At 52.7% G+C, this 26,751-nt stretch carries 27 protein-coding genes; 14 read left to right on the plus strand and 13 right to left on the minus strand.

Annotated features, from left to right (window positions below):
* The first annotated feature begins 87 nt into the window (after positions 1–87).
* Together atpD and MUA00_RS02055 are read left to right on the plus strand one after the other, a co-directional pair.
* A complete protein-coding gene (gene atpD / locus MUA00_RS02050) occupies positions 88–1,470 on the plus strand; it encodes a F0F1 ATP synthase subunit beta (RefSeq protein WP_271121503.1) in 1,383 nt (460 codons plus the stop codon).
* Positions 1,471–1,490: 20 nt separating this feature from the next.
* On the plus strand, positions 1,491–1,910 hold the full coding sequence (locus MUA00_RS02055; RefSeq protein WP_271121502.1) for a F0F1 ATP synthase subunit epsilon: 420 nt from the start codon (positions 1,491–1,493) through the stop codon (positions 1,908–1,910).
* A 107-nt stretch (positions 1,911–2,017) separates the two neighbouring features.
* Here the strand turns inward: MUA00_RS02055 and MUA00_RS02060 are convergent, their stop codons facing one another.
* Together MUA00_RS02060 and MUA00_RS02065 are read right to left on the minus strand one after the other, a co-directional pair.
* Entirely contained in the window at positions 2,018–2,371 is a 354-nt protein-coding gene (locus tag MUA00_RS02060; RefSeq protein WP_271121501.1) for a T6SS amidase immunity protein Tai4 family protein, read from the minus strand.
* A complete protein-coding gene (locus MUA00_RS02065; RefSeq protein ID WP_271121500.1) occupies positions 2,356–2,802 on the minus strand; it encodes a type VI secretion system amidase effector protein Tae4 in 447 nt (148 codons plus the stop codon). Before MUA00_RS02065 ends, MUA00_RS02060 begins: the two co-directional genes overlap by 16 nt.
* Positions 2,803–3,139: 337 nt before the next feature.
* On the opposite strand from MUA00_RS02065, the gene glmU reads away from it, so the two are divergent.
* The 7 genes from glmU to phoU all read left to right on the plus strand — a co-directional run bounded on the left by glmU (position 3,140) and on the right by phoU (position 11,398).
* Entirely contained in the window at positions 3,140–4,510 is a 1,371-nt protein-coding gene (glmU, locus tag MUA00_RS02070; RefSeq protein ID WP_271121499.1) for a bifunctional UDP-N-acetylglucosamine diphosphorylase/glucosamine-1-phosphate N-acetyltransferase GlmU, read from the plus strand.
* Positions 4,511–4,749: 239 nt separating this feature from the next.
* Positions 4,750–6,579, plus strand: coding sequence for a glutamine--fructose-6-phosphate transaminase (isomerizing) (gene glmS / locus MUA00_RS02075; protein ID WP_271121498.1), 1,830 nt, complete (start codon positions 4,750–4,752; stop codon positions 6,577–6,579).
* A 241-nt stretch (positions 6,580–6,820) separates the two neighbouring features.
* The gene (gene pstS, locus MUA00_RS02080) at positions 6,821–7,861 is read left to right on the plus strand and encodes a phosphate ABC transporter substrate-binding protein PstS (RefSeq protein WP_271121497.1); all 1,041 of its coding nucleotides are present in this window, start codon (positions 6,821–6,823) and stop codon (positions 7,859–7,861) included.
* A gap of 127 nt (positions 7,862–7,988) precedes the next feature.
* Positions 7,989–8,951, plus strand: a complete 963-nt coding sequence (pstC, locus tag MUA00_RS02085) for a phosphate ABC transporter permease PstC (RefSeq protein ID WP_271121496.1) — start codon at positions 7,989–7,991, stop codon at positions 8,949–8,951.
* Positions 8,948–9,838, plus strand: coding sequence for a phosphate ABC transporter permease PstA (gene pstA, locus MUA00_RS02090; RefSeq protein WP_271121495.1), 891 nt, complete (start codon positions 8,948–8,950; stop codon positions 9,836–9,838). The genes pstC and pstA overlap by 4 nt, the downstream gene beginning before the upstream one ends.
* A 47-nt stretch (positions 9,839–9,885) precedes the next feature.
* Positions 9,886–10,659, plus strand: coding sequence for a phosphate ABC transporter ATP-binding protein PstB (gene pstB / locus MUA00_RS02095; protein ID WP_121267545.1), 774 nt, complete (start codon positions 9,886–9,888; stop codon positions 10,657–10,659).
* A 13-nt stretch (positions 10,660–10,672) separates the two neighbouring features.
* Positions 10,673–11,398, plus strand: a complete 726-nt coding sequence (gene phoU, locus MUA00_RS02100; protein WP_271121494.1) for a phosphate signaling complex protein PhoU — start codon at positions 10,673–10,675, stop codon at positions 11,396–11,398.
* A gap of 58 nt (positions 11,399–11,456) precedes the next feature.
* Here phoU and MUA00_RS02105 read toward each other — a convergent pair whose 3' ends face one another.
* Genes MUA00_RS02105 through MUA00_RS02115 form a run of 3 tightly spaced genes read right to left on the minus strand, consistent with a single transcriptional unit; the run spans position 11,457 to position 13,506 of the window.
* Positions 11,457–12,713 (minus strand): PTS ascorbate transporter subunit IIC, encoded by a 1,257-nt coding sequence (locus MUA00_RS02105; protein WP_271121493.1) that lies wholly within the window; start codon positions 12,711–12,713, stop codon positions 11,457–11,459.
* 12 nt (positions 12,714–12,725) lie between these two features.
* On the minus strand, positions 12,726–13,013 hold the full coding sequence (locus tag MUA00_RS02110; protein WP_271121492.1) for a PTS sugar transporter subunit IIB: 288 nt from the start codon (positions 13,011–13,013) through the stop codon (positions 12,726–12,728).
* Between the two features lie 49 nt (positions 13,014–13,062).
* Positions 13,063–13,506 carry a PTS sugar transporter subunit IIA gene (locus MUA00_RS02115; RefSeq protein WP_271121491.1) on the minus strand — a complete coding sequence of 148 codons (444 nt, stop codon included), beginning with the start codon at positions 13,504–13,506 and terminating at the stop codon, positions 13,063–13,065.
* A gap of 272 nt (positions 13,507–13,778) precedes the next feature.
* On the opposite strand from MUA00_RS02115, the gene MUA00_RS02120 reads away from it, so the two are divergent.
* On the plus strand, positions 13,779–14,807 hold the full coding sequence (locus tag MUA00_RS02120; RefSeq protein ID WP_271121490.1) for a LacI family DNA-binding transcriptional regulator: 1,029 nt from the start codon (positions 13,779–13,781) through the stop codon (positions 14,805–14,807).
* A gap of 48 nt (positions 14,808–14,855) precedes the next feature.
* Here the strand turns inward: MUA00_RS02120 and yieH are convergent, their stop codons facing one another.
* Positions 14,856–15,521: a 6-phosphogluconate phosphatase gene (yieH, locus tag MUA00_RS02125; RefSeq protein ID WP_271121489.1), complete on the minus strand. Its 666-nt coding sequence runs from the start codon at positions 15,519–15,521 to the stop codon at positions 14,856–14,858.
* A 180-nt stretch (positions 15,522–15,701) separates the two neighbouring features.
* On the opposite strand from yieH, the gene MUA00_RS02130 reads away from it, so the two are divergent.
* Positions 15,702–17,033 carry an NCS2 family permease gene (locus MUA00_RS02130; protein WP_271121488.1) on the plus strand — a complete coding sequence of 444 codons (1,332 nt, stop codon included), beginning with the start codon at positions 15,702–15,704 and terminating at the stop codon, positions 17,031–17,033.
* Between the two features lie 96 nt (positions 17,034–17,129).
* On the opposite strand, the gene MUA00_RS02135 is transcribed toward MUA00_RS02130, so the two are convergent.
* From MUA00_RS02135 to rpmH, 7 genes are all read right to left on the minus strand, one after another.
* Positions 17,130–17,696 carry an NADPH-dependent FMN reductase gene (locus MUA00_RS02135; protein ID WP_271121487.1) on the minus strand — a complete coding sequence of 189 codons (567 nt, stop codon included), beginning with the start codon at positions 17,694–17,696 and terminating at the stop codon, positions 17,130–17,132.
* Positions 17,697–17,729: 33 nt separating this feature from the next.
* Positions 17,730–18,455: a 4'-phosphopantetheinyl transferase family protein gene (locus MUA00_RS02140; RefSeq protein WP_271121486.1), complete on the minus strand. Its 726-nt coding sequence runs from the start codon at positions 18,453–18,455 to the stop codon at positions 17,730–17,732.
* A gap of 221 nt (positions 18,456–18,676) precedes the next feature.
* Positions 18,677–20,041 (minus strand): tRNA uridine-5-carboxymethylaminomethyl(34) synthesis GTPase MnmE, encoded by a 1,365-nt coding sequence (gene mnmE / locus MUA00_RS02145; RefSeq protein WP_271121485.1) that lies wholly within the window; start codon positions 20,039–20,041, stop codon positions 18,677–18,679.
* A gap of 112 nt (positions 20,042–20,153) precedes the next feature.
* Positions 20,154–21,800 carry a membrane protein insertase YidC gene (gene yidC / locus MUA00_RS02150; RefSeq protein WP_271121484.1) on the minus strand — a complete coding sequence of 549 codons (1,647 nt, stop codon included), beginning with the start codon at positions 21,798–21,800 and terminating at the stop codon, positions 20,154–20,156.
* Between the two features lie 2 nt (positions 21,801–21,802).
* The gene (gene yidD, locus MUA00_RS02155) at positions 21,803–22,060 is read right to left on the minus strand and encodes a membrane protein insertion efficiency factor YidD (protein WP_074388504.1); all 258 of its coding nucleotides are present in this window, start codon (positions 22,058–22,060) and stop codon (positions 21,803–21,805) included.
* Complete coding sequence (gene rnpA, locus MUA00_RS02160; protein WP_121267533.1) at positions 22,024–22,383, minus strand: ribonuclease P protein component; 360 nt, start codon at positions 22,381–22,383, stop codon at positions 22,024–22,026. Before rnpA ends, yidD begins: the two co-directional genes overlap by 37 nt.
* A 17-nt stretch (positions 22,384–22,400) precedes the next feature.
* A complete protein-coding gene (gene rpmH / locus MUA00_RS02165; RefSeq protein WP_003849659.1) occupies positions 22,401–22,541 on the minus strand; it encodes a 50S ribosomal protein L34 in 141 nt (46 codons plus the stop codon).
* Positions 22,542–23,167: 626 nt separating this feature from the next.
* Here rpmH and dnaA point away from each other — a divergent pair.
* Genes dnaA through recF form a run of 3 tightly spaced genes read left to right on the plus strand, consistent with a single transcriptional unit; the run spans position 23,168 to position 26,732 of the window.
* Positions 23,168–24,553 carry a chromosomal replication initiator protein DnaA gene (gene dnaA / locus MUA00_RS02170; RefSeq protein ID WP_271121483.1) on the plus strand — a complete coding sequence of 462 codons (1,386 nt, stop codon included), beginning with the start codon at positions 23,168–23,170 and terminating at the stop codon, positions 24,551–24,553.
* Between the two features lie 4 nt (positions 24,554–24,557).
* Entirely contained in the window at positions 24,558–25,658 is a 1,101-nt protein-coding gene (dnaN, locus tag MUA00_RS02175) for a DNA polymerase III subunit beta (RefSeq protein WP_271121482.1), read from the plus strand.
* On the plus strand, positions 25,659–26,732 hold the full coding sequence (recF, locus tag MUA00_RS02180; protein WP_271121481.1) for a DNA replication/repair protein RecF: 1,074 nt from the start codon (positions 25,659–25,661) through the stop codon (positions 26,730–26,732).
* The last annotated feature ends 19 nt before the right edge of the window (positions 26,733–26,751 follow it).

Raw genomic sequence — 26,751 nt, forward strand, 5'->3', positions numbered from 1 at the left:
GTAAGTGACTGAGGTGAGGGAAGGCAGTCAACGCATCTGCAAGTCGAAATATGACGGGTAAACGAATTACGTAGAGGATTCAACAAGATGGCTACTGGAAAGATTATCCAGGTAATCGGCGCCGTGGTGGACGTCGAGTTCCCTCAGGATGCCGTACCAAAAGTGTACGACGCCCTCGAGGTTACAAACGGTAATGACCGCCTGGTGCTGGAAGTTCAGCAACAGCTCGGTGGTGGCGTGGTTCGTACCATCGCCATGGGTTCTTCTGACGGCCTGCGTCGCGGTCTGGTAGTAACCAACCTCGATCACCCAATTGAAGTACCGGTAGGTAAAGCGACTCTGGGCCGTATCATGAACGTATTGGGTGACCCAATCGACATGAAAGGCGATATCGGTGAAGAAGAGCGTTGGGCTATCCATCGCGCTGCACCAAGCTATGAAGAGCTGGCAAGTTCTCAGGATCTGCTGGAAACCGGCATCAAAGTTATCGACCTGATGTGTCCGTTCGCTAAGGGCGGTAAAGTTGGTCTGTTCGGCGGTGCGGGCGTAGGTAAAACTGTAAACATGATGGAGCTTATCCGTAACATCGCGATCGAGCACTCCGGTTACTCTGTGTTTGCAGGCGTAGGTGAACGTACTCGTGAGGGTAACGACTTCTACCACGAAATGACCGACTCCAACGTTCTGGACAAAGTATCCCTCGTGTATGGCCAGATGAACGAGCCACCAGGTAACCGTCTGCGTGTTGCTCTGACCGGTCTGACCATGGCGGAGAAATTCCGTGACGAAGGTCGTGACGTTCTGCTGTTCGTTGATAACATCTACCGTTATACCCTGGCCGGTACCGAAGTATCTGCACTGCTGGGTCGTATGCCGTCTGCGGTAGGTTATCAGCCAACTCTGGCAGAAGAGATGGGCGTTTTGCAGGAACGTATTACCTCCACCAAAACCGGCTCCATCACTTCCGTTCAGGCGGTATACGTACCTGCGGATGACTTGACTGACCCATCCCCAGCCACCACCTTTGCTCACTTAGATGCAACCGTGGTACTGAGCCGTCAGATCGCTTCTCTGGGTATCTACCCGGCAGTAGACCCGCTGGATTCCACCAGCCGTCAGCTGGATCCACTGGTTGTGGGTCAGGAACACTACGACACCGCGCGTGGCGTGCAGTCTATTCTGCAGCGTTACCAGGAACTGAAAGACATCATCGCCATCCTCGGTATGGACGAACTCTCTGAAGAAGATAAATTGGTTGTAGCACGTGCGCGTAAGATCCAGCGCTTCCTGTCTCAGCCATTCTTCGTAGCGGAAGTCTTTACCGGTTCTCCAGGCAAATATGTGTCGCTGAAAGACACCATCCGTGGCTTTAAAGGCATCATGGACGGCGAATACGACCATCTGCCAGAGCAGGCGTTCTACATGGTTGGCTCTATCGACGAAGCCGTTGAGAAAGCTAAAAAACTTTAACGCCTTAATCGGAGGGTGATATGGCAATGACTTACCACCTGGACGTCGTCAGCGCGGAGCTTCAAATGTTCTCCGGTCTGGTCGAGAAGATCCAGGTAACGGGTAGTGAAGGTGAACTGGGTATTTACCCAGGCCACGCCCCGCTGCTCACCGCCATTAAGCCTGGTATGATCCGCATCGTGAAACAGCACGGACATGAAGAGTACATCTATTTGTCCGGTGGTGTGTTGGAAGTGCAGCCAGGCACGGTTACCGTGCTGGCTGATACCGCAATTCGCGGCCAGGATCTCGACGAAGCGCGAGCCCTGGAAGCGAAACGTAAAGCGGAAGAGCACATCCACAGCTCCCACGGTGATGTGGACTACGCTCAGGCTTCTGCTGAACTGGCTAAAGCGATCGCGAAACTGCGCGTTATCGAGTTAACCAGAAAAGCGATGTAACTACCTGCTTGAAAGTACAAAAGCCAGTCTGTATCCCAGACTGGCTTTTTATTGAAGAGATTGAGTTAAAATACAGACAACATTTCTTGTTTTGCGTACCTTGATGCTCAATATGCGTATTTTTGCTCGATTTTTTTAAGCTCTTTGCTTCTTGATGCATCAATGCACTTCATTACTATAAACTCTGAGTTCCTATTTTTACCCACATATTTTTTCGCAAGGAATTCTTTAATAAGATTATCTGCTTCCTCGTAAGCTTCCGCAGGATATGATCCAAGTTCAACATAAGCATTTACGGCAGAAAAGGCATCTTTTTTCACTTCGTTATCTGAAAATCCTTTGGCAAGGCACATACTCAGTGCAAAATTTTCTAAATTGTAGTTTTGACTATTGTTGTTGCTTTCTTTTGCCAGAGCAGGGAAAGCAAGCAGCGATATCATGAGAGCTACTTTAACGTCCATAGTTGCACTCCGCTTGATTGAGGAAAGTAACATTTATCAGAGCAGCTGTTACCGTCCCAGAGAGTAAGGTGTCCTGTTGCATCACTCCAACCAGTAACATTAAAGAGCAATATTCCTTTTGCATCGGAAAAATTACTGGTTATATCGGCGTTTCCGAACCGAAATGTAAGAAACTTGATCATATCACTAACTCTATATATGTACCATTTCTTATCTTTACCGGATGATGTACTCCATCTATTACTTCTGGGAATATTGATCCCTGAATAACTGAGGGCGTAACTCATACGGATTGCACAGGCATTTTCAAATATGTGACTATTTATGTTTTCTTCGACTTTACCGCCAATTATTTTCCCAACCGCAGGGACATTTTGATTAACTGTTGAGAAATGTTGCCACATGCTGATAAAACTGGGTCTGATTGTCATAATAAGTTCCATTTATGTATTAATACAAAATCATTATAATCACGAGAGCCTGGAATTATCTGACGATACGTCTTACTACAGAATATTTGGGATTCTTGCCCTGTTTTTATTTTTCAATTAAAAATAATATTTAAAACAGGCGGATAGGTTGTTTTTTGCCATTAATTTATAAAAATTAGGGAAAATATCTTCTCTTGAGCCCCTCCCTGCTGCCTGAAAAGATTAAAATGGCTTAATGATGGATACATTTTATCCAGTACATTTTTTGTCGAAAAATATGTAGTATTTTCAATACCAAATCGTTTTACTTCTCTCACAAATTAAAGTCAGGACGCGTATGTCAAACAGTGCGATGAGCGTGGTTATCCTTGCCGCAGGCAAAGGGACCCGCATGTATTCCGACCTCCCGAAGGTGCTGCATACCCTTGCCGGGAAACCGATGGTGCAACATGTTATTGATGCGGCTAATAATTTAGGCGCTCAGCGCGTGCATCTGGTTTACGGTCACGGCGGCTCTCTGCTCAAACAAACCCTTAGCGACGATTCGCTGAACTGGGTCTTACAGGCCGAGCAGTTGGGCACTGGTCACGCAATGCAGCAGGCAGCGCCGTTCTTTGCTGACGACGAAGACATCCTGATGTTATACGGCGACGTACCGCTGATTTCCGTTGAAACATTGCAACGCCTGCGTGAGGCCAAACCGCAGGGCGGTATTGGTCTGCTTACGGTAAAGCTGGACGATCCGACCGGTTATGGCCGCATTGCACGTGAAAATGGTGCCGTTGTCGGGATTGTTGAACACAAAGACGCGACGGAAGAACAGCGGAAAATCAATGAAATCAATACCGGGATCCTGATTGCCAACGGGGCGGATCTGAAACGCTGGCTGGGCAAGCTGGATAATAACAATGCTCAGGGCGAGTTCTATATCACCGATATCATCGCTCTGGCGCATCAGGAAGGTCATGACATCACGGCGGTGCATCCAGACAGATTAAGTGAAGTGGAAGGCGTGAATAATCGCCTGCAACTCTCTCGTCTCGAACGCGTCTATCAGACCGAACAGGCGGACAAACTGCTGCTGGCCGGCGTCATGCTGCGCGATCCTGAACGTTTCGACCTGCGCGGCGTCCTGCAACACGGGCGTGATGTAGAAATCGATACTAATGTGATTATTGAAGGTAACGTAACGCTGGGCCATCGCGTCAAAATCGGCGCCGGTTGCGTGCTTAAAAACTGTGTTATCGGCGACGACAGCGAAATCAGCCCCTATTCCGTCGTGGAAGATTCCTCGCTTGCGGCTGCCTGCACCATTGGTCCGTTTGCGCGCCTGCGTCCGGGCGCTGAGTTAGCTGAAGGGGCGCATGTCGGTAACTTCGTCGAAATGAAAAAAGCGCGTCTGGGTAAAGGCTCGAAAGCGGGTCATTTGAGCTACCTGGGCGATGCCGAAATTGGCGATAACGTCAATATCGGCGCGGGCACCATTACCTGCAACTATGACGGAGCGAACAAGCACAAAACCATCATCGGTAATGATGTGTTTGTGGGTTCCGACACCCAACTGGTGGCTCCGGTCACCGTTGCGAACGGCGTCACCATTGGCGCGGGCACGACGGTAACGCGCAACGTTGCAGAAAATGAATTAGTCGTCAGCCGCGTAAAACAGACCCATATTCAGGGCTGGCGGCGTCCGGTGAAGAAAAAGTAATTGCACTATGGTGGGTGGCGCTTTGCTTACCCACCCTACAAAACCAGCGCAGGTCGGGTAAGCGCAGCGCCACCCGGTTGCCTGGGTGAAAATTTGGCGAGGGGAAACCATAATTCCTCCGCCCAATGTAGTACAAAACTATAACCCCACTCTCTACAAGGCTCGGGGCCCCGGATAACCGGGAAATACAGGTCAGCGACAACACATGGCGGGAACGCCATTATCAGGAATAAACTACTATGTGTGGAATTGTTGGCGCGGTCGCGCAACGTGATATTGCTGAAATCCTTCTCGAAGGATTACGTCGTCTGGAATACCGTGGCTATGATTCCGCGGGTCTGACGGTTGTAGACGAAAAGGGCCATATGACCCGTCTGCGTCGTCTGGGGAAAGTACAGAAACTGGCTGAAGCCGCAGAGGAAACCGCGCTGCACGGCGGCACCGGTATTGCCCACACTCGTTGGGCGACTCACGGTGAACCTTCTGAAGTTAACGCACATCCACATGTGTCCGATCATATCGTGGTCGTTCACAACGGCATTATCGAAAACCACGAACCGCTGCGCGAAGCGTTACAGGCGCGCGGCTATAAATTTGTCTCACAGACCGATACCGAAGTCATTGCTCACTTAGTGCACTGGGAGTTGGAACAGGGCGGTACGCTGCGTGAAGCCGTACTGCGCGCTATTCCCCAACTGCGCGGTGCGTATGGCACGGTAATTATGGATACCCGTAATCCGGGCGTTCTGCTGGCGGCGCGCTCCGGTAGCCCAATGGTTATCGGGCTGGGCATGGGTGAAAACTTTATTGCTTCCGATCAACTGGCGCTGTTGCCGGTGACACGTCGCTTTATCTTTCTGGAAGAAGGCGATATCGCTGAAGTGACCCGTCGTTCCGTCACCGTGTTCGACACCAACGGCGAACAGGTTCAGCGTCCGGACATCGAATCTAATCTGCAATATGACGCGGGCGACAAAGGCCTTTATCGTCACTATATGCAAAAAGAGATCTACGAGCAGCCTAACGCAATCAAGAACACGCTGGCCGGACGTATCAGCCACGGCGAAGTGGATTTGACCGAGCTTGGTCCAAAAGCCAACGAAATGTTGTCTCAGGTTGAGCACATTCAGATTGTAGCGTGCGGTACTTCCTATAACTCCGGAATGGTTTCCCGCTACTGGTTTGAAGCGTTAGCTGGCGTGCCTTGCGATGTGGAAATCGCCTCTGAATTCCGCTACCGCAAATCTGCGGTGCGTCGTAACAGCCTGATGATTACGCTTTCCCAGTCAGGCGAAACGGCAGATACCCTGGCGGCGCTGCGTCTTTCCAAAGAGTTGGGCTATCTGGGGTCGCTTGCGATTTGTAACGTGCCGGGTTCTTCCCTGGTACGCGAATCCGATCTGGCGCTGATGACCAACGCAGGTACCGAAATCGGCGTGGCTTCCACCAAAGCCTTCACCACTCAGTTGACCGTTCTGCTGATGCTGGTGGCTAAGCTGAGCCGCCTGAAAGGTGCGGATGCGCAGATTGAACACGATATCGTACATGGCCTGCAGGCTCTGCCAAGTCGTATTGAGCAGATGCTTTCTCAGGACAAACGCATAGAAGCGCTGGCTGAAGATTTTTCCGACAAACATCATGCGCTGTTCTTAGGCCGTGGCGATCAGTATCCGATCGCGATGGAAGGCGCGTTGAAGCTCAAAGAGATTTCTTATATCCACGCGGAAGCCTATGCGGCAGGCGAGCTGAAACACGGCCCGCTGGCGCTGATCGATGCGGATATGCCGGTTATCGTCGTGGCGCCAAACAACGAACTGCTGGAAAAGCTGAAATCCAACATCGAAGAAGTGCGCGCTCGCGGCGGTCAACTGTATGTCTTCGCCGATCGGGATGCAGGCTTTAGCAGCAGCGATAACATGCACATTATCGAAATGCCGCATGTGGAAGAAGTCATTGCGCCTATTTTCTATACCGTGCCGTTGCAACTGCTGTCTTATCACGTGGCGCTAATTAAAGGCACTGACGTGGATCAGCCGCGCAACCTCGCAAAATCGGTTACCGTCGAGTAAATTTTTATCCTCGGCATTTTGTAAAAGCTGCCTGCGGGCAGCTTTTTTATTGCCTGCGTAAAAATAACAACTCGTTGATTTATCATATTTAAATATGATTATTTCACTTAAGTGATAGACGCGAAAGTGGTTGTCATAAAACTGTCATACTTCGTACATTTAACTGTCACCAAACTGTCCTATTTTCTATCCTGCATCCACTAAACAACGAATTACGTTCAACACCTCTGCAGGAGACATTATGAAAGTTATGCGTACCACCGTCGCAACTGTTGTCGCCGCGACCTTATCCCTGAGCGCTTTCGGCGTAAATGCTGCCGCAAGCCTGACCGGCGCCGGTGCGACCTTCCCTGCGCCGGTGTATGCCAAATGGGCAGATACCTACCAAAAATCAACTGGTAACAAAGTTAACTACCAGGGTATCGGCTCCTCCGGTGGCGTTAAACAAATTATTGCTAACACCGTGGATTTCGGTGCGTCTGACGCCCCTCTGGCGGATGACAAACTGGCGCAGGAAGGCCTGTTCCAGTTCCCGACCGTTATCGGCGGTGTGGTTCTGGCAGTCAACCTGCCGGGCGTGAAATCCGGCGAGCTGGTGCTCGACGGTAAAACTCTGGGTGACATCTACCTGGGCAAAATCAAAAAATGGGATGACGAAGCTATCGCTAAACTCAACCCTGGCATGAAGCTGCCACAGCAGAATATCGCCGTTGTGCGTCGCGCTGACGGTTCCGGTACTTCCTTCGTCTTCACCAGCTACCTGGCGAAAGTAAACGAAGAGTGGAAATCCAAAATCGGTGCGGGCTCAACCGTCAACTGGCCAACCGGCCTGGGCGGCAAGGGTAACGACGGCATCGCTGCTTTCGTTCAGCGTCTGCCTGGCTCAATTGGCTACGTTGAGTATGCTTACGCTAAGCAGAACAACCTGGCTTACACCAGGCTGGTTTCTGCCGATGGCAAACCGGTAGCGCCTTCAGAAGAAAACTTTGCTAACGCGGCTAAGGGCGCGGACTGGAGCAAAACCTTCGCTCAGGATCTGACTAACCAGCAAGGTGCGGATGCGTGGCCAATCACCTCCACTACCTTCATTCTGGTGCATAAAGAGCAGAAGAACCCTGAGCAGGGCGCTGAAGTGCTGAAGTTCTTCGACTGGGCATACAAAGAGGGCGCGAAACAGGCTAACGACCTGGATTACGCTTCCCTGCCGGATGCCGTGGTTGAGCAGGTTCGCGCCGAATGGAAGACCAATGTGAAAGATAGCTCCGGTAAGGCATTGTATTAATTTAGCCTTCTGACGAAAATGGCGGGTAACGCTTAGGCTTACCCGCCCTACGGCTCTGACTGTAGGCCGGATAAGCGCAGGCGCCATCCGGCGATTTCGTAAACATGTTTAACTAAAAGAGTAATTTATGGCGGTAAGTAAGCCGAGGTTCAAAGCCCCTGGCAAACAAGGCGATATCATTTTCAGCGTGCTGGTAAAACTGGCTGCGCTGATTGTGCTATTTCTGCTGGGCGGCATTATCATCTCCCTGATTATTTCCTCCTGGCCGAGCATTCAGAAATTTGGTTTCGCATTCCTGTGGACCAAAGAGTGGGACGCCCCTAATGACATTTACGGCGCGCTGGTGCCGATTTACGGCACGCTGGTCACCTCGTTCATTGCGCTACTGATTGCCGTTCCGGTGAGCTTTGGTATCGCGCTGTTCTTAACTGAGCTGGCGCCCGGCTGGTTACGCCGCCCGTTAGGCATCGCCATTGAGCTTTTAGCCGCTATTCCAAGTATCGTTTACGGCATGTGGGGCCTGTTTATCTTTGCGCCACTGTTTGCGACCTACTTCCAGGAGCCGGTGGGCAACGTTCTTTCTTCAGTACCTATTGTGGGCGCGCTGTTCTCCGGCCCGGCTTTCGGCATCGGTATTCTCGCCGCAGGCGTGATACTGGCCATCATGATCATTCCGTACATCGCCTCCGTAATGCGCGATGTCTTCGAACAAACCCCGGTAATGATGAAAGAGTCGGCCTATGGTATCGGCTGCACCACCTGGGAAGTTATCTGGCGCATCGTTCTGCCGTTCACCAAAAACGGCGTGATTGGTGGCGTGATGCTCGGGCTTGGCCGCGCGCTCGGTGAAACCATGGCGGTGACCTTTATTATCGGCAACACCTACCAGCTTGACAGCGCCTCGCTGTACATGCCGGGTAACAGCATCACCTCCGCGCTGGCGAACGAATTTGCCGAAGCGGAATCCGGCCTGCATACCGCAGCGCTGATGGAGCTTGGCCTGATTCTGTTTGTTATCACCTTTATTGTTCTGGCGATCTCTAAGTTCATGATTATGCGCCTGGCGAAGAACGAGGGGACGCGTACATGACCACGATGGAAATGCAATCTAACGCGCAGTTGGCAGAATCTCGCCGCAAAATGCAGGCGCGTCGCCGCATGAAGAACCGCGTCGCCCTGACGCTTTCTATGGGCACCATGGCGTTCGGCCTGTTCTGGCTGGTATGGATATTGTTTTCGACGATTACCCGCGGCATCGACGGCATGTCGATTGCGCTGTTCACCGAAATGACGCCGCCGCCGAATACGGCCGGTGGCGGTCTGGCGAACGCCCTTGCGGGCAGCGGCCTGTTAATTTTATGGGCAACAGTTTTCGGAACGCCGCTTGGCATTATGGCCGGCATTTATCTGGCGGAGTACGGACGTAAGTCGTGGCTGGCGGAAGTTATTCGTTTTATTAATGACATTCTGCTTTCCGCGCCATCGATTGTGGTTGGCCTGTTTGTTTATACCGTGGTGGTGGCGAAGATGCAGCACTTCTCCGGCTGGGCCGGGGTGATTGCACTGGCGCTGCTGCAAATCCCGATAGTGATTCGTACCACTGAAAACATGATGAAACTGGTGCCGGACAGCCTGCGAGAAGCGGCCTACGCGCTGGGCACCCCAAAGTGGAAAATGATTTCTGCGATTACGCTCAAAGCCTCTGTGTCCGGGATTATCACCGGGGTTCTGCTGGCGATTGCGCGTATTGCGGGCGAAACCGCCCCGCTGCTGTTCACGTCGCTCTCCAACCAGTTCTGGAGCACGGATATGATGCAGCCGCTGGCTAACCTGCCGGTGACGATTTTCAAATTTGCCATGAGCCCGTTTGCCGAGTGGCAACAGTTGGCCTGGGCCGGGGTGCTGATTATTACCCTGTGCGTTCTGCTGTTGAACATTCTGGCGCGTGTGATTTTCTCGAAGAGTAAACACGGTTAAATTTTACGGCGCGGCACAGGCGGCGCCGGATGGAGATAAAGAAACAGATGAGTATGGTTGATACTGCCCCGGGCAAAATTCAGGTTCGCGATTTGAACTTCTTCTATGGGAAGTTCCATGCCCTGAAAAACATCAATCTGGATATCGCGAAGAACCAGGTTACCGCGTTCATTGGGCCGTCGGGCTGTGGTAAATCCACCCTGCTGCGCACCTTTAACAAAATGTACTCGCTCTACCCGGAGCAGCGCGCCGAAGGCGAAATCCTGCTGGACGGTGAGAACATCCTCACCCACAGCCAGGACATCGCGCTGCTGCGTGCCAAAGTGGGCATGGTGTTCCAGAAGCCAACCCCGTTCCCGATGTCGATTTACGACAACATCGCCTTTGGCGTGCGCCTGTTTGAAAAGCTCTCGCGCAGCGATATGGACGAGCGCGTGCAGTGGGCATTGACCAAAGCCGCATTGTGGAATGAAACCAAAGATAAATTGCACCAGAGCGGATACAGTCTCTCCGGCGGCCAGCAGCAGCGTCTGTGTATCGCGCGCGGCATTGCTATTCGCCCTGACGTGTTGCTGCTTGATGAGCCGTGTTCAGCCCTTGACCCGATTTCTACCGGGCGTATTGAAGAGCTGATTACCGAGCTGAAACAGGATTACACCGTGGTGATTGTTACCCACAATATGCAGCAGGCGGCGCGTTGTTCCGACCATACAGCGTTTATGTACTTAGGCGAGCTGATTGAATTTAGCGAAACCGACACGCTGTTTACCACTCCTGCCAAGAAGCAGACTGAAGATTACATTACTGGCCGCTACGGTTGATTTGGAGAACACGATGGATAGCCTCAATCTCAACAAACACATTTCAGGCCAGTTTAACGCTGAGCTGGAATACATTCGTACTCAGGTGATGACCATGGGCGGGCTGGTGGAACAGCAGCTTTCCGACGCCATCACGGCGATGCATAACCAGGATAGCGAGCTGGCGAAACGCGTCATTGAAGGCGACCAGAAGGTCAACATGATGGAAGTGGCCATTGATGAAGCCTGCGTGCGCATCATCGCCAAACGCCAGCCAACAGCCAGCGACCTACGCCTGGTGATGGCGATCATCAAGACCATTTCCGAGCTGGAACGTATCGGTGACGTGGCGGATAAAATCTGCCGTACGGCGCTGGAGAAATTCTCCCAGCAGCATCAGCCGCTGCTGGTAAGCCTGGAATCGCTTGGTCGCCACACGGTGCAAATGCTGCACGACGTGCTGGATGCGTTTGCGCGTATGGATCTGGATGAAGCGGTGCGTATTTACCGTGAAGATAAAAAAGTTGACCAGGAATATGAAGGCATCGTGCGCCAGTTGATGACTTATATGATGGAAGATTCGCGCACCATTCCAAGCGTGCTGACAGCGCTGTTCTGCGCGCGTTCTATCGAGCGAATCGGCGACCGCTGCCAGAATATCTGCGAATTTATTTTCTACTTCGTGAAAGGACAGGATTTCCGACACGTGGGCGGCGACGAGCTGGATAAGCTGCTGGCGGGTAAAGATCCGAAAGAGTGATAAAATTTCGCTAAAAAAACGCCAGCTAAACGCTGGCGTTTTTACGTCTGGCGCAGGATTAACGAACGATAATCCCTAACAGAATTCCCACCACGCCAAAGTCAGCATCGCTGAACGTCGTATTGGCGAAACCAATATCGCCCAGTACCGGCAGCAGGAACACCGGCAGGAAGGTAATCAGCAAACCCTGAGCGAACGCCCCGAGCATAGCCCCGCGACGTCCGCCGGTAGCGTTACCGAACACGCCAGCCGCCGCGCCGACGAAGAAATGCGGCACCACGCCTGGAATAATCACCGTCATATCCAGCAGGTATAATGCAAACATTCCGATCAAACCTGCGGCAAAGCTGCTCAGAAAGCCCACCAGCACGGCGTTTGGTGCATAAGGGAAGACAACCGGGCAATCAAGCGCTGGCTTAGCGTTTGGCACCAGCTTATCGGAGATGCCTTTAAACGCCGGAACGATTTCCGCAATCACCATGCGCACGCCTTGCAGGATGATATACACGCCCGCCGCGAAGGTAATGGACTGCATGATGGAGAACATGAACCAGTTTTTGCCGCCGCTCAGCTCTTTCACCACGTCAGCACCGGCGAACAGGCAGGTGACCAGGAAGATAATGCTCATGGTAAAGGATATTGCCACCGGCGTGTCGCGCAGGAACAGCAGGCTTTTCGGCACGTTCATGTCTTCGGTCGAATGCTCTTTGTTACCGAACTTGCTGCCGATAAAACCTGCGAGCACGTAGGATAACGTCGAGAAATGGCCAATGGCGACATCGTCAGAGCCGGTCACCCTCTTCATATAAGGGTGTGCAATAGCCGGGAAGAAGACCATCGCCACGCCTACCACCAGCGAGCCTACGGCAATCAGCGTCACGCCGCTCATGCCTGCGGTTGCCAGAATCACCGCTACCATCATCGACATAAATAACGTGTGGTGGCCGGTCAGGAAGATGAACTTCCACGGTGTAAAGCGGGCAATCAGGATGTTGATAACCATAGCGAAGAACATAATCATCGCCATTTCTTTACCGAAGCTTTTCTGCGCCACGGAGACAATGGCTTCGTTGTTCGGCACGACGCCCTGAATACCAAAGGCGTGCTGGAAAATATTGGCGAAATCACCCAGCGATGAGACAACCAGACCCGCACCGGCGCCTAAAATCACAAAACCCATAATGGTTTTGACGGTGCCTTTAATGCATTCGGTGACCGGTTTTTTCTGGGCGATCAGCCCTATCAGCGCGATTAAACCGACCAGCACCGCCGGTTCGGAAAGCACATCGCTCATCAAAAAACGAAAGAAATCCATATCAGCCTCCGCTTACAGCGCGCCTAATTCGGTTAATGCCACGGACAAACGCTCTTTCATGGCTTTTTTATCAATCATGTTGTCCAGCGCGACGATTTTACCGGCCACCGACTGGGCGACAAGCTGCTCGGCGATGTCTTTCGTACCAACGAAAATATCGGCTGGCGTACCTTTGGCGGAGCCGAGATCGACATGATCGACATCCGCATTTACGGACAGCTCTTTCAGAATGTTTTTGATGCTCATTTCCATCATCAGGCTGGTGCCTAAACCGTTACCGCAAACCACTGTAATTTTCATAATATTTTCCTGGAGTGTAATTCCCGACGTTAAGCCAGACGCCGCCGGGCTAGTAGCGCGCAATGACGGATAAAATGTCTTGCGTTGTTTTGGCCTGCAAAATGGCCCGAGTGTCCTGCTCGTTATCGAAGAGCCGGGCGAGTTGTGAAATCGCCTCGATGTGGCTGGTGCTGTCGGTTGCCGCCAGCACGATCAGTAATTTCACCGGATCGTTCTCGTCTGCATCAAAGTTCACGCCGTCGGCGATAAGGGTTAGCGCCATTGCCAGTTTATTTGCGCCTTCTTCTGGCCTGGCGTGCGGCATCGCAATGCCCGGGCCCACCACGTAGTAAGGGCCTATAGCTTCATGAGAGCGGTAGATAGCCTTGACGTAACGAGGCTCAATCGACCCATTTTCAATCAGCGGACGACATGAAATCGCCACTGCGTCCCGCCAGTCTTTTGCCTGCTCTACAATCTGAACGACCTCTGGGGTTAAGAGTGCTTTTAACATGTGATTGATGACTCCCGATGGTGATTAACACGGAGAGTAGATATTTTGCGTTTTGATTAATGTGACGGTTGTCGCATTTGATAGCGCTACCTGATAGCGCTATCAAGCAATGTGATAGCGCTATCATTTCTATCCCGCCAGGCTTTGGCTATATCCGGCCTGCGCATATACAATGCGAGAGGATAATTGCCACCGTCGCGGCGGGGGTATACAGGCATAGGGTGAGATAACAATAATGAAAACAGTCCGTTGTAGCTGTCCCGGGAGCCAGGATGGAAAAAACGCGTAAGCGCCGCAGTACCGGCCGAGTGACCCTGCAGGAGGTCGCCAACTTTGCGGGCGTGGGAACCATGACGGTCTCACGTGCGCTCAGAACGCCAGAACAGGTTTCAGACAAGCTGCGAGAGAAGATTGAACAGGCGGTTGAAGAGCTTGGCTACATACCCAACCGAACGGCGGGGGCGCTGGCGTCCGGTCACAGCAACACCGTTGCCGTGTTGATTCCTTCCCTGACGGACAAAGCCAGTTCGAGCTTTATGCAGTCTCTACAGCAGGTGCTTAATAAAAACGAATTCCAGTTGCTGCTGGGCTGCCATGAGCATAATCAACACAAAGAAGCCGAAATTTTAATGACTCTGCTGCAAAGTAATCCGGCGGCGCTGGTGATCTTTGGCTCGCAACTGGCAGAAAAAACGCATCAGATCCTTGAAAAGGTGGATATCCCAACGATAAACGTCGTGGGCTCACCTTTCAGCCAAGTGGACATTACCCTTGAGGCCTCGTTCTTTGAGGCGGCGCATAAACTGACCGATCATCTGCTGAATCAGGGCTATAAGCATATCGGTTTTATCGGCGCGCATATGGACAATCGCCTCCAGCGGCAGGAGCTTAACGGCTGGCACAAGGCGATGCTCAGCCGCTACCAGAATTCAGATCAGATAATCACCACGCCGGAAGCGGCCAGTCTGCAGTTCGGACGCTATGCGCTGACGGAAATGTTATTACGCCAGCCGGAGCTGGATGCGGTGATTTGCAGCCACGAAGAAATTGCGCTGGGCATCATGTTTGAATGCCAGAGAAGGCTGCTGAAAATTCCCGGCAACATAGCGATAGCCTGCCTTGACGGTTCGGATAGCTGCGACCAGACGCATCCCACGCTGACCTCGGTGCGCATAGATTATAAAAAAATGGGCAAAGAGGCCGGTAAGCTGCTGATTGAACTGTTAAATGAAGAAAGGGATGAGGATGAGCCGCGCATTGAGCTGTTCAGCTACCAGATTGAACTACGGCAAAGCACCTGACTGCGCAGGTTTATAAACAAAAACGCCAGCACAGCGCTGGCGTTAATTTTAACGAGTAATATCCCAGCCACGCGCCCGCCACAGTTCGGGCAACTGCGCCAGATCGGTAAAGGTCGTGACCTTCGGATGGTCGATAGGTTTGTTATGCGGATCGGCGCAGAAATAAAACACCTCCATGCCTGCCGCAATACCCGATTGCGCGCCCGCCATTGAATCGTCCACCAGCACGCAGTTTTTCACATCAACCTGCATCTTATCGGCAGCGTGCAACATGAGCGCAGGGTCCGGCTTCCAGCACTGGATATCGTAGCCGCTAAACAGCTTATCCGGGAAATATGCGAGCATGCCGGTTTTGCCCAGCGAGTGCTGCATTTTGCCGACCGGCCCGTTGGAAACGATACACATCGGGACTTTTATTCGTTCAATCAGCGCCGCTGCGCCCAAAATTTCCTGTAGCTCGCTGTCGAAGAGCCTTGCGACCTCGGCGCGATAAATTGGCTCTAGCTCGGTTTTGGACAGGACCACGTCATATTGTTGGCTTATGGTATCGATAATTTCGTAAAGCTTGATGCCTTTAAAGGTCTTGTGAACCTCTTCGAGCGCAAGTTCGATGCCGTATTGCGCAAACATGTGTACGTAGGCTCTGGAGCAAATTACTTCGCTGTCGACCAGCGTGCCATCGCAGTCGAAGAACACCGCATCTATCCGGGACATGCCGCTTCCTTTTATAAAAGTGAAAAAACATTTTACCCAATTTACGCAATTAATGCGGTACGCAATCGTTGCCGTATAAACAAATTGAATGAAAAAAAGTCCACATCGACCATCAACATTTCGGCATTTTGGTATAGGATAACGACGGATTTTTCCCTCTCATGTTCGGAAACAAGACTAATGAGCCAACCACAATCTACTCCGGCTGCAAATCCGGGGCTGCTCGAGCGCGTGTTTAAACTGCGTGAGCACGGCACCACGGCACGCACCGAAGTGATCGCCGGTCTTACAACCTTCCTGACGATGGTGTATATCGTCTTTGTTAACCCGCAGATCCTTGGCGCCGCGGGTATGGATACCCAGGCCGTATTCGTCACCACCTGTTTAATTGCCGCATTGGGGAGCATCCTGATGGGGATTTTCGCCAATCTGCCGGTGGCGCTCGCGCCAGCAATGGGGCTGAATGCTTTCTTCGCCTTTGTGGTTGTTGGCGCAATGGGTCTGTCCTGGCAAGTAGGCATGGGCGCTATCTTCTGGGGCGCCGTTGGCCTTCTGCTGCTGACCATTTTCCGCGTGCGCTACTGGATGATTGCTAACATCCCGGTGAGCCTGCGCGTGGGCATCACCAGCGGCATCGGTCTGTTTATCGGCATGATGGGTCTGAAGAACGCCGGTATTATCGTGGCGAACAAAGACACCCTGGTGAGCATTGGCAATCTGACTTCGCACAGCGTTCTGCTGGGCGCGCTGGGTTTCTTTATCATCGCGATTCTGGCTTCCCGTAACATTCATGCCGCCGTGCTGGTTTCTATCGTTGTCACCACGCTGCTGGGCTGGATGCTGGGCGATGTACAGTACAACGGCATTGTTTCAACGCCGCCGAGCGTAATGTCCGTTGTGGGTCAGGTAGATTTAGCCGGTTCGCTGAATATTGGGCTGGCGGGCGTGATTTTCTCGTTCATGCTGGTCAACCTGTTCGACTCCTCCGGCACGCTGATTGGTGTAACTGACAAAGCCGGGCTGACCGATGAAAAAGGCAAATTCCCACGCATGAAGCAGGCGCTGTACGTAGACAGCATCTCTTCCGTGGCGGGTTCTTTCATCGGCACCTCTTCCGTTACCGCTTATATTGAAAGCTCTTCCGGCGTTTCCGTGGGCGGCCGCACCGGCCTGACGGCGGTCATCGTTGGCCTGCTGTTCCTGCTGGTTATCTTCCTGTCGCCGCTGGCCGGAATGGTGCCGGGTTACGCTGCAGCAGGCGCGCTGATTTATGTCGGCGTGCTGATGACGTCCAGCCTTTCGCGTGTGAAGTGGGAAGACCTGACCGAAGCCGTACCTGCGTTTGTTACCGCCGTTATGATGCCGTTTAGCTTCTCAATAACCGAAGGTATCGCGCTTGGCTTTATCTCTTATTGCGTGATGAAACTGGGGACTGGCCGCTGGCGTGAGCTCAGCCCATGCGTAATTGTTGTGGCGCTACTTTTCATACTGAAGATTGCGTTTATCGACTGATCGATAATTTGTAGGGCGGGTAAGCAACGCGCCATCCGCCGTATGGAATGGTGGATGGCGCTTGCGCTTATCCACCCTACAGCAAAATGCGCTGCCTTAGTTTTTTACCCGCTTAATATAGTCGCCAAAAGCCGTCAACTGGCCGGTAAGATGATCAAGCGTGCTTTGATCGACAACTTCACCCGTCTGCGTATCCACTTTGTTCTGAATGACTCCGCCCATAAACTCAGGCTTGTTCATTACCATCGCATCCAGGAACACCAGAATTTGACGCAGATGATACTGGCAGCGAGCGCCGCCAATCGCGCCCATTGAGCTGGTCTGAATCAGCACGGGCTTGCCCGCCAGCGGCTGTTCAGGAAGGCGTGATAACCAGTCGATGGCGTTCTTCAGACCGCCCGGCACCGAATAGTTGTATTCTGGCGTGACGATAACGACGCCGTCCGCGCTGCGGATTTGTTCGGCAATAGCTTCAACCGTCTGCGGGAAACCCTCTTCCTGCTGCATGTCCGCGTCGTACAGAGGAATATCCGCGATGGACGGCAGCGCATCAATGCTCATGCCTGCCGGGGCGATTTTCGGCAGCGTACGGGCGACCATGGCGTTGAATGAGCCTTTACGCAGGCTCCCCAGTAACGTAACTATCTTTAACGTGTCGGACATAAACACTCCTTTTGTCGGGACGTTCAGGAAAGATCAGTTTGGAAATAAGGCTTTCTCATAGGGCTGACTGGTAAAACGTATAATGCGCCCGTCCGGATCGCTACGGCGAGAGGGCACATCTTTCAGGCTCATCCAGCCCTGCCCGTCAAACTCCCACAAGCTTAGCTTCTCAATCGCGGGTGAAACGGTACATGACCAGACCAGTATGTCTTCCACATCGCTTATTGCTTCAATATGCGACTGGTTCATGACACGTAAACGTCCAGCTCCCGGGATCAACTGTAGCGCTTCATCGCTGCCGGTAACTTTAAATACGCTCTGGCGCAGCGTGCGCAACTGCGAACGGGCTTCAGTAGGATCGTTTTGGTTGTTTATCCAGGTGGATTCATTACTGCTGAAAGCGGGAGTGGGAAGAGAGGAAGGAATGGCGCCAAACGAACGCGGTAGTTCCATATCGAGACCACATCGCCCCTCCGTCGTCACCAGAACACCCACGCTATTCCCTGCATAAGCGATACTGAAATCCGTAAATGTGTGATCGGCAAAATGCGGTCTTCCTGCCACGGTGGTGATGATTTTTGGCAGCTTTTTTATGCCGTAAAGCATAAAGAGCAGTTCGGCCAGCAGCGTACGCGAGGCCAGAAACCTTGCGCGGCGGCGTTCCGGAAGGGTCCGTGCGTAGCTAAAACACTCAGGGTCCAGACGCGATGAAGACGGGTAGCTTGAATTGATTGTCCATCGTGCAAAATGCGTTGCCATTTTTCGCTCCATGATAATGGTCAAAGGGACTGTAGGGTCGATTGTAGGATTTTTACCCCTTAAACGCACGGCCTGAGGCTGTAAAAGTGCGTCAAAGGATGATCCTTCTGTTTGTATAGTGAATGCTTATGCTTCCGTGCGGTTTATCTGGTAAAAAAAATCCCGCAACGCGGCGGCATTGCGGGATGATATCAGAGTCAGCGTGTGCTCACTTTCAGCGATTACTTACCGATGCAGAAGCTAGAGAAAATCCTGCCCAGTAAATCATCAGAGGTAAATTCCCCGGTGATTTCACTCAGGCTCTGCTGAGAAAGACGCAGCTCTTCTGCCAGTAATTCCCCGGCCCATGCGCCTAACAGTTGGGCTTTGCCCTGCTGCAGATGCGTGGCCGCCTGTTCCAGCGCCTGCAGGTGACGGCGACGCGCGAGGAAACCCCCTTCCATGTTGGTTTCAAAACCCATGCTTTGTTTCAGGTGATCGCGCAGCACATCTACGCCTTCACCTGTACGCGCGGAGAGGCGCACAAGTGAGTGACCATTCACATTGCTGAGACCCAGCGTCTCGCCTGTGACATCTGCTTTGTTGCGCACCACGGTAATCGGCAAACGTTCCGGCAGACGGGCTATAAAGTCCGGCCAGATTGCCGCCGGGTCGGTGGCATCGGTTGTCGTACCGTCGACCATAAAGAGCACGCGGTCGGCCTGTTCAATCTCGTTCCACGCGCGCTCAATACCAATACGTTCAACTTCATCGCTTGCTTCACGAAGACCTGCGGTATCGATGATATGCAGCGGCATGCCGTCGATATGAATATGCTCGCGCAATACATCGCGGGTTGTTCCGGCGATATCGGTGACGATTGCGGCTTCACGCCCTGCAAGAGCGTTTAGCAGGCTCGATTTACCGGCGTTTGGTCGCCCGGCGATAACCACCTTCATCCCTTCGCGCAGCAGGCTCCCCTGGCGTGCTTCCGCACGCACGGCGTCCAGATCGTTAATGACCTGATTAAGCTGTGCTTCGATTTTGCCGTCAGACAGAAAATCGATTTCTTCATCCGGAAAATCAATGGCGGCCTCAACGTAAATTCGCAGGTGGGTCAGCGCTTCCACCAGATGATTTACGCGGGCGGAAAACACGCCCTGCAGCGAGTTAAGCGCCGAACGGGCGGCCTGCTCTGAGCTTGCGTCAATCAAATCGGCGATGGCCTCAGCCTGCGCCAGATCCAGCTTATCGTTAAGGAATGCTCGTTCTGAGAATTCGCCGGGCCTTGCGATGCGCACGCCGGGAATAGCCAGAATGCGCTTTAACAGCAGGTCGAGAATGACCGGGCCGCCGTGACCCTGCAGTTCCAGAACGTCCTCGCCGGTAAAAGAGTTTGGGCCGGGGAACCACAGCGCAATGCCCTGATCAAGCGTGGCCCCATCACTATCGCGAAACGGCAGATAATCGGCGTAACGTGGTTTTGGAAGCTTGCCCAGAATAGCCTGTGCAACGTCGCGAGCATGGAGGCCGGAAACGCGCAGGATACCGACCCCGCCACGTCCCGGCGGCGTCGCCTGGGCAACGATTGTCTCGTTATGGCTCATTATTTTCCCTTTCGAGATGGCTGGTGGATGACGCTTCGCTTATCCACCCTACGAAAAAAAGAAGGCGGTCAATTGACCGCCTTCCGTGTGCATTAACTTAATTTAAACGCTATCAGGTCTTTTTCTTGTCGCGGCTGTGTAAGCCACGTTTTTCCAGACCGCGATAAATTAGCTGCTGCTGAATGATGGTCACCAGGTTACTGACGATATAGTACAGCACCAGGCCTGACGGGAACCACAGGAAGAACACCGTGAAGATGACCGGCATAAAGGTCATGATCTTCTGCTGCATCGGGTCGGTCACGGTGGTAGGCGACATCTTCTGAATGAAGAACATCGTAATACCCATCAGGATCGGCAGGATGTAGTACGGGTCTTGTGCGGACAGGTCATGGATCCACAGTGCGAACGGCGCATGACGCAGTTCAACAGAGCCCATCAGCATGTAGTACAACGCCAGGAAGATTGGCATCTGGATAACCAGCGGCAGACAACCACCCAGCGGGTTAACCTTCTCAGCTTTGTACAGCGCCATCATTTCCTGGCTCTGACGCTGCTTATCGTCACCGATACGCTCACGCATGGCCGCCAGTTTTGGCTGCAACATACGCATTTTCGCCATGGAGGTGTACTGCGCTTTGGTCAGCGGGTACATGATGCCACGAACGATAAAGGTGATAACGATAATGGAGAAGCCCCAGTTACCGATGAAGCTGTGGATAAATTTCAGCAGCTTGAACAACGGCTGAGAGATAAACCACAACCAACCGTAATCCACAGTCAGGTCAAGATGAGGCGCTACGGCCGCCATTTTGTCCTGAATTTCCGGACCAACCCACAGGGTGCTGCCCAGTTGCGCGGTTTGACCAGGCTGAACCAGTTGCGGTGCGGATTTATAACCGATAGCCGCCACGTCGTTGTTCAGTTTGGTGGTGTAGAAGTTGTTGGTGCCTTCGTTACGCGGAACCCATGCCGTTGCGAAATACTGCTGCAGCATCGCCACCCAGCCATTGCTGGCGTTGACGCTCAGGTTCTCACCGTCTGCGATGGTATCGAATTTATATTTTTCGTATTTCGCATCTGGCGTGGAGTACGCAGCGCCGCGGAAGGTATGCAACGCAAAGTTATTGCTTCCGGTATCACGATGAGACGGCAGGTTGATGGACTGCTTCAACTGACCGAAGGTCGCAAGCTCCAGCGGTTTCTCACCGGCGTTCTTCACGTTGTAATCCACGCTCACCGCGAACTCGCCGCGTTTGAGGGTGAAGGACTTGGTGAAGGCGTTGCCAGCCGCATCGGTATAGGTCATTGGAATAACCAGTTCGTTCTGGCCGTCGGCCATCACAAAGGTATCTTTATCTGTGTTATACAGCGGGCGAGCGCCGTTAGCCGGATTATCCGGTCCGTCACGACCCGTCAGGCCGCTTTGCGCCTGATAGATAAACTGCGGCGTTGTTTCCAGTAACTGGAATGGCTCAGTTGATTTGAGCTCTTTCGGATAGGTTAACAGCAGCGCCTGCTCAACATCACCACCACGGGTGTTGATGGAAAGTTCGAGGACGTCAGTTTTAACCGTGATGATTTTTCCCTGGCCACTGGCCGGCACGCCCTGGCTTGCTGCATTACCCGTGGCGGTAGTCGTAGTCTGCGTGGTCTGCTGCACCTGAGGTTGAGGAGCGTGGTCCTGCTCCCAGGCTTGCCAGATCATGAAAGACACGAACAACAAAGCGATGAGAAAGAGATTGCGTTGCGAATCCATCGTTAGTGTTCTCTGGTATCAAATGGTCCAGGTGGGACGGGATCGTCTCCACCGGGGTTTAAAGGGTGGCATTTTAATACGCGTTTCACCGTCAACCAACTGCCTTTTAACACCCCAAACCTGCGCAATGCCTCAATTCCGTAGTGAGAACAGGTCGGCGTGAAACGGCAATGCGGCCCAAGAAGTGGGCTTATCAGGCGCTGATAGACCTTTATCAGGCCAATCAGGAGCCGTGAGACAGGCGACAGTGACGGCGCCATAATTTTTCCAATGCTTCCGATAAAGCCCGGTTATCCAGGTCACCCACCCCTTTCTTAGCCACTACCACGAAATCCATTGGAGGCAGTTCGTGCTGACGTAAACGAAAGCTTTCACGCGTCAGACGTTTAATCCGATTGCGTTCATGCGCGCGTTTGACGTTTTTCTTAGCGACTGTAAGACCGATGCGGGGATGCCCCAGCGAATTCAGGCGGCCGAGGATGGTGATTTGCGGCGTGCCGGCTCTTTGAGGTTGCTGGAAGACGAAAGTGAAATGAGTGGGAGTTAACAAACGTAACTCCCTGGGAAATGCGAGCTTAACCACTCAGGGGTTAGCTTTTATTACTTAGAAACGGTCAGACGAGAACGGCCTTTAGCACGACGACGTGCCAGAACCTGACGACCATTTTTAGTTGCCATACGAGCACGGAAGCCGTGTGAACGGTTGCGCTTCAGTACGGACGGTTGAAAAGTGCGTTTCATGGCGATTTCTACCTAAACTTGGATAAATTTCACTGGGTTAGCATAACGTCTCGCAGAAAGTGCCGGACTTACGCCTCAGTGTGGCTGATTAAAGAGGCCGGATTGTAATAATTGTACACTCCGGAGTCAATTCTCTTTCCTTAATTCCCGCGCCTGAATCCCTCTTCCGACCCTAAAATTACCCAGGATCTGGCAAGTCAAACACAGTGACGATACGCGACGGGTGGGGAATTATACGGCCTCCCGATGAAAGCGCAAGGATCGTCGGGGATCTTCGTTAGATCTCTTAAATCAATTTTGCGCGGCGGTCATTAAATTTTCCAATATGCGAGCGTAAACGGCAGCATGCCCGACAGGATCGTTTACACTTAGACGGTTCAAAACTGCCCTGTGGATAAATCGGGAAGAAACTGTGAGAAACAGAAGATCTCTGGCGCGCTTTAGGCTATGATCCGCGGTCCCGATCGTGATCCAAGATCGTTCACATTGAGGGTAAACCGCAGATAGCGGTTCGCACGCTTCCCGTACCGGGATCCCTTGCGGGAGAGTCGGCGTGTGTCAACAATCATGAATGTAAAACTTTCAGTCTTCGTCTTTTTATCGACTTTGTTCGAGTGGAGTCCGCCGTGTCACTTTCGCTTTGGCAGCAGTGTCTTGCCCGATTGCAGGATGAGTTACCAGCCACAGAATTCAGTATGTGGATACGCCCCCTACAGGCGGAACTGAGTGATAACACGCTGGCCCTTTATGCGCCAAACCGGTTTGTGCTCGATTGGGTAAGGGATAAGTACCTAAATAATATCAACGGATTGCTCAATGATTTTTGCGGCAACGACGCGCCATTACTGCGTTTTGAAGTAGGCAGTAAACCCGTTAGCCAGAACCTCAATCAGCAAACCGTTGCTACAGCGGCCCCCGCGCAAACTGTACGGGCGGCAGCACCCATGCGCCCGAGCTGGGACAACCTCCCGGCGCCCGCGGAGCAGTCTTATCGTTCTAACGTTAACCTGAAGCACACCTTCGATAACTTCGTTGAAGGTAAGTCGAACCAGCTTGCACGCGCGGCGGCACGTCAGGTGGCCGATAACCCGGGCGGCGCGTATAACCCTCTCTTCCTGTATGGCGGAACCGGCTTAGGTAAAACTCACCTGTTGCACGCGGTGGGTAACGGCATTATTGCCCGCAAACCCAATGCCAAAGTGGTGTATATGCATTCCGAGCGCTTCGTTCAGGACATGGTCAAAGCCCTGCAGAACAATGCGATTGAAGAGTTCAAACGCTATTACCGCTCGGTTGATGCGCTGCTTATCGATGACATTCAGTTTTTTGCCAATAAAGAGCGTTCACAGGAAGAATTTTTCCATACCTTCAACGCGTTGCTGGAAGGCAATCAGCAGATCATTCTCACCTCAGATCGTTATCCAAAAGAGATCAACGGCGTTGAGGATCGTCTGAAATCCCGCTTCGGCTGGGGGTTGACCGTTGCGATCGAACCGCCTGAGTTAGAAACTCGCGTGGCGATCCTGATGAAAAAAGCCGACGAGAATGATATTCGCCTGCCGGGCGAAGTCGCCTTCTTTATTGCCAAGCGCCTTCGCTCCAACGTGCGTGAGCTGGAAGGGGCGCTGAACCGCGTAATCGCTAACGCCAACTTTACCGGACGCGCGATTACCATCGACTTCGTGCGTGAAGCGCTGCGTGATTTGCTGGCGCTGCAGGAGAAGCTCGTCACCATCGACAATATTCAAAAAACGGTGGCCGAGTATTATAAAATTAAGGTTGCTGACCTGCTGTCCAAACGTCGTTCCCGATCCGTCGCCCGCCCGCGTCAAATGGCGATGGCGCTGGCGAAAGAACTGACGAACCATAGCTTGCCGGAAATCGGCGATGCATTTGGTGGCCGCGACCATACCACCGTGCTGCACGCCTGCCGTAAAATCGAGCAGTTGCGTGAAGAAAGCCACGACATCAAAGAAGATTTCTCCAACCTAATCAGAACATTATCTTCGTGACGCTATGAAATTTACCGTTGAACGTGAAACTTTATTAAAACCGCTGCAACAGGTGAGTGGCCCGCTTGGTGGCCGTCCGACGTTACCGATTCTCGGCAACCTGCTGTTGCAAGTCGCGGAGGGTGCGCTCTCTTTAACCGGGACCGATCTGGAAATGGAGATGGTCGCGCGCGTGGCGCTGGTACAACCGCATGAGCCGGGCGCAACCACCGTGCCTGCCCGCAAATTCTTCGATATTTGCCGTGGCCTGCCGGAAGGGGCTGAAATCGCCGTGCAGCTTGAGGGTGACCGCATGCTGGTGCGCTCCGGCCGCAGCCGTTTCTCGCTGTCCACATTGCCGGCGACCGATTTCCCGAACCTTGACGACTGGCAGAGCGAAGTTGAATTCACGCTCCCCCAGGCGACGATGAAACGCCTGATCGAAGCCACGCAGTTTTCTATGGCCCATCAGGACGTGCGTTATTACCTCAACGGCATGCTGTTTGAAACCGAAGGGGAAGAGCTGCGCACCGTTGCCACCGACGGGCATCGTCTTGCCGTTTGCTCGATGCCGATTGGCCAGGCGCTGCCAAACCATTCGGTGATCGTGCCGCGTAAAGGCGTGATTGAACTGATGCGTATGCTGGACGGCGGCGAAAACCCTCTGCGCGTGCAAATCGGCAGCAACAATATCCGTGCGCACGTCGGCGATTTTATCTTCACCTCGAAGCTGGTTGACGGTCGTTTCCCGGATTATCGCCGCGTATTGCCGAAGAATCCTGATAAACATCTTGATGCTGGCTGCGATCTGCTTAAACAGGCATTTGCCCGTGCGGCGATTCTCTCCAACGAGAAGTTCCGCGGCGTGCGCCTGTATGTTAGCCAGAATCAGATAAAAATCACCGCTAATAACCCGGAGCAGGAAGAAGCAGAAGAAATTCTGGATGTCTCCTACGACGGTTCTGATTTGGAAATCGGCTTTAACGTCAGTTACGTGCTGGATGTGCTTAACGCGCTGAAGTGCGAAAATGTTCGCATCCTGCTGACCGACTCCGTTTCCAGCGTGCAGATTGAAGATGCGGCTTCTCAGGCGGCTGCCTACGTTGTGATGCCAATGAGACTGTAGATGTCGCTCACCCGGCTGTTAATTAAAGATTTTCGTAATATTGAAAACGCAGATCTGGCGCTCTGCCCTGGTTTTAATTTCCTGGTCGGCGCCAACGGTAGCGGTAAAACCAGCGTGCTTGAGGCGATTTATACCCTTGGGCACGGCCGCGCTTTTCGCAGCGTGAAGATTGAGCGCGTTATTCGCCACGAGCAGGACTCTTTTGTGTTGCACGGCCGGTTACAGGATGGCGAAAGAGAATCCTCCGTCGGCCTGACAAAAGACCGTGCGGGCGACAGCAAAGTACGCATCGACGGCAGCGATGGTCATAAAGTAGCGGAACTGGCCCTGCTAATGCCGATGCAGCTAATTACCCCGGAGGGGTTTACTTTGCTCAATGGCGGCCCCAAATACCGTAGAGCTTTCCTCGACTGGGGCTGTTTTCATAACGAACCGGGCTTTTTTGTCGCCTGGAGCAACCTCAAACGCCTGCTTAAGCAACGCAACGCCGCGTTGCGGCAGGTGACACGTTACGCGCAGTTGCGACCGTGGGATAAAGAACTTATTCCTCTGGCGGAACAAATCAGCCGCTGGCGCGCTGAGTACAGCGCCGCCATTGCGGATGACATGGCCGATACCTGCGCGCAATTTTTGCCGGAGTTTTCACTGAGCTTCTCTTTCCAGCGCGGCTGGGAAAAAGAGAGCGATTACAGTGAGGTACTGGAACGCAGCTTCGAACGCGATCGCATGCTGACCTATACCGCTCATGGCCCTCACAAAGCTGATTTTCGGATTCGTGCCGATGGCGCGCCCGTCGAGGACACGCTGTCTCGCGGACAGCTTAAATTACTGATGTGCGCCTTAAGACTGGCGCAGGGTGAGTTTCTCACCCGACAGAACGGGCGGCGTTGCCTGTATCTGATAGATGATTTTGCCTCTGAACTTGATGATGCACGTCGTGGTCTATTAGCCAGCCGGTTAAAGGCCACGGAATCACAGGTTTTCGTCAGCGCGATAAGCGCTGAGCATGTGATGGATATGGCGGACAAAAATTCAAAGATGTTCGCCGTGGATCAGGGTAAAATAGCGGATTAACCCAAGAATAAATGAGCGA

Source organism: Dryocola boscaweniae, from assembly GCF_025215095.1.
GTDB lineage: Bacteria > Pseudomonadota > Gammaproteobacteria > Enterobacterales > Enterobacteriaceae > Dryocola > Dryocola boscaweniae.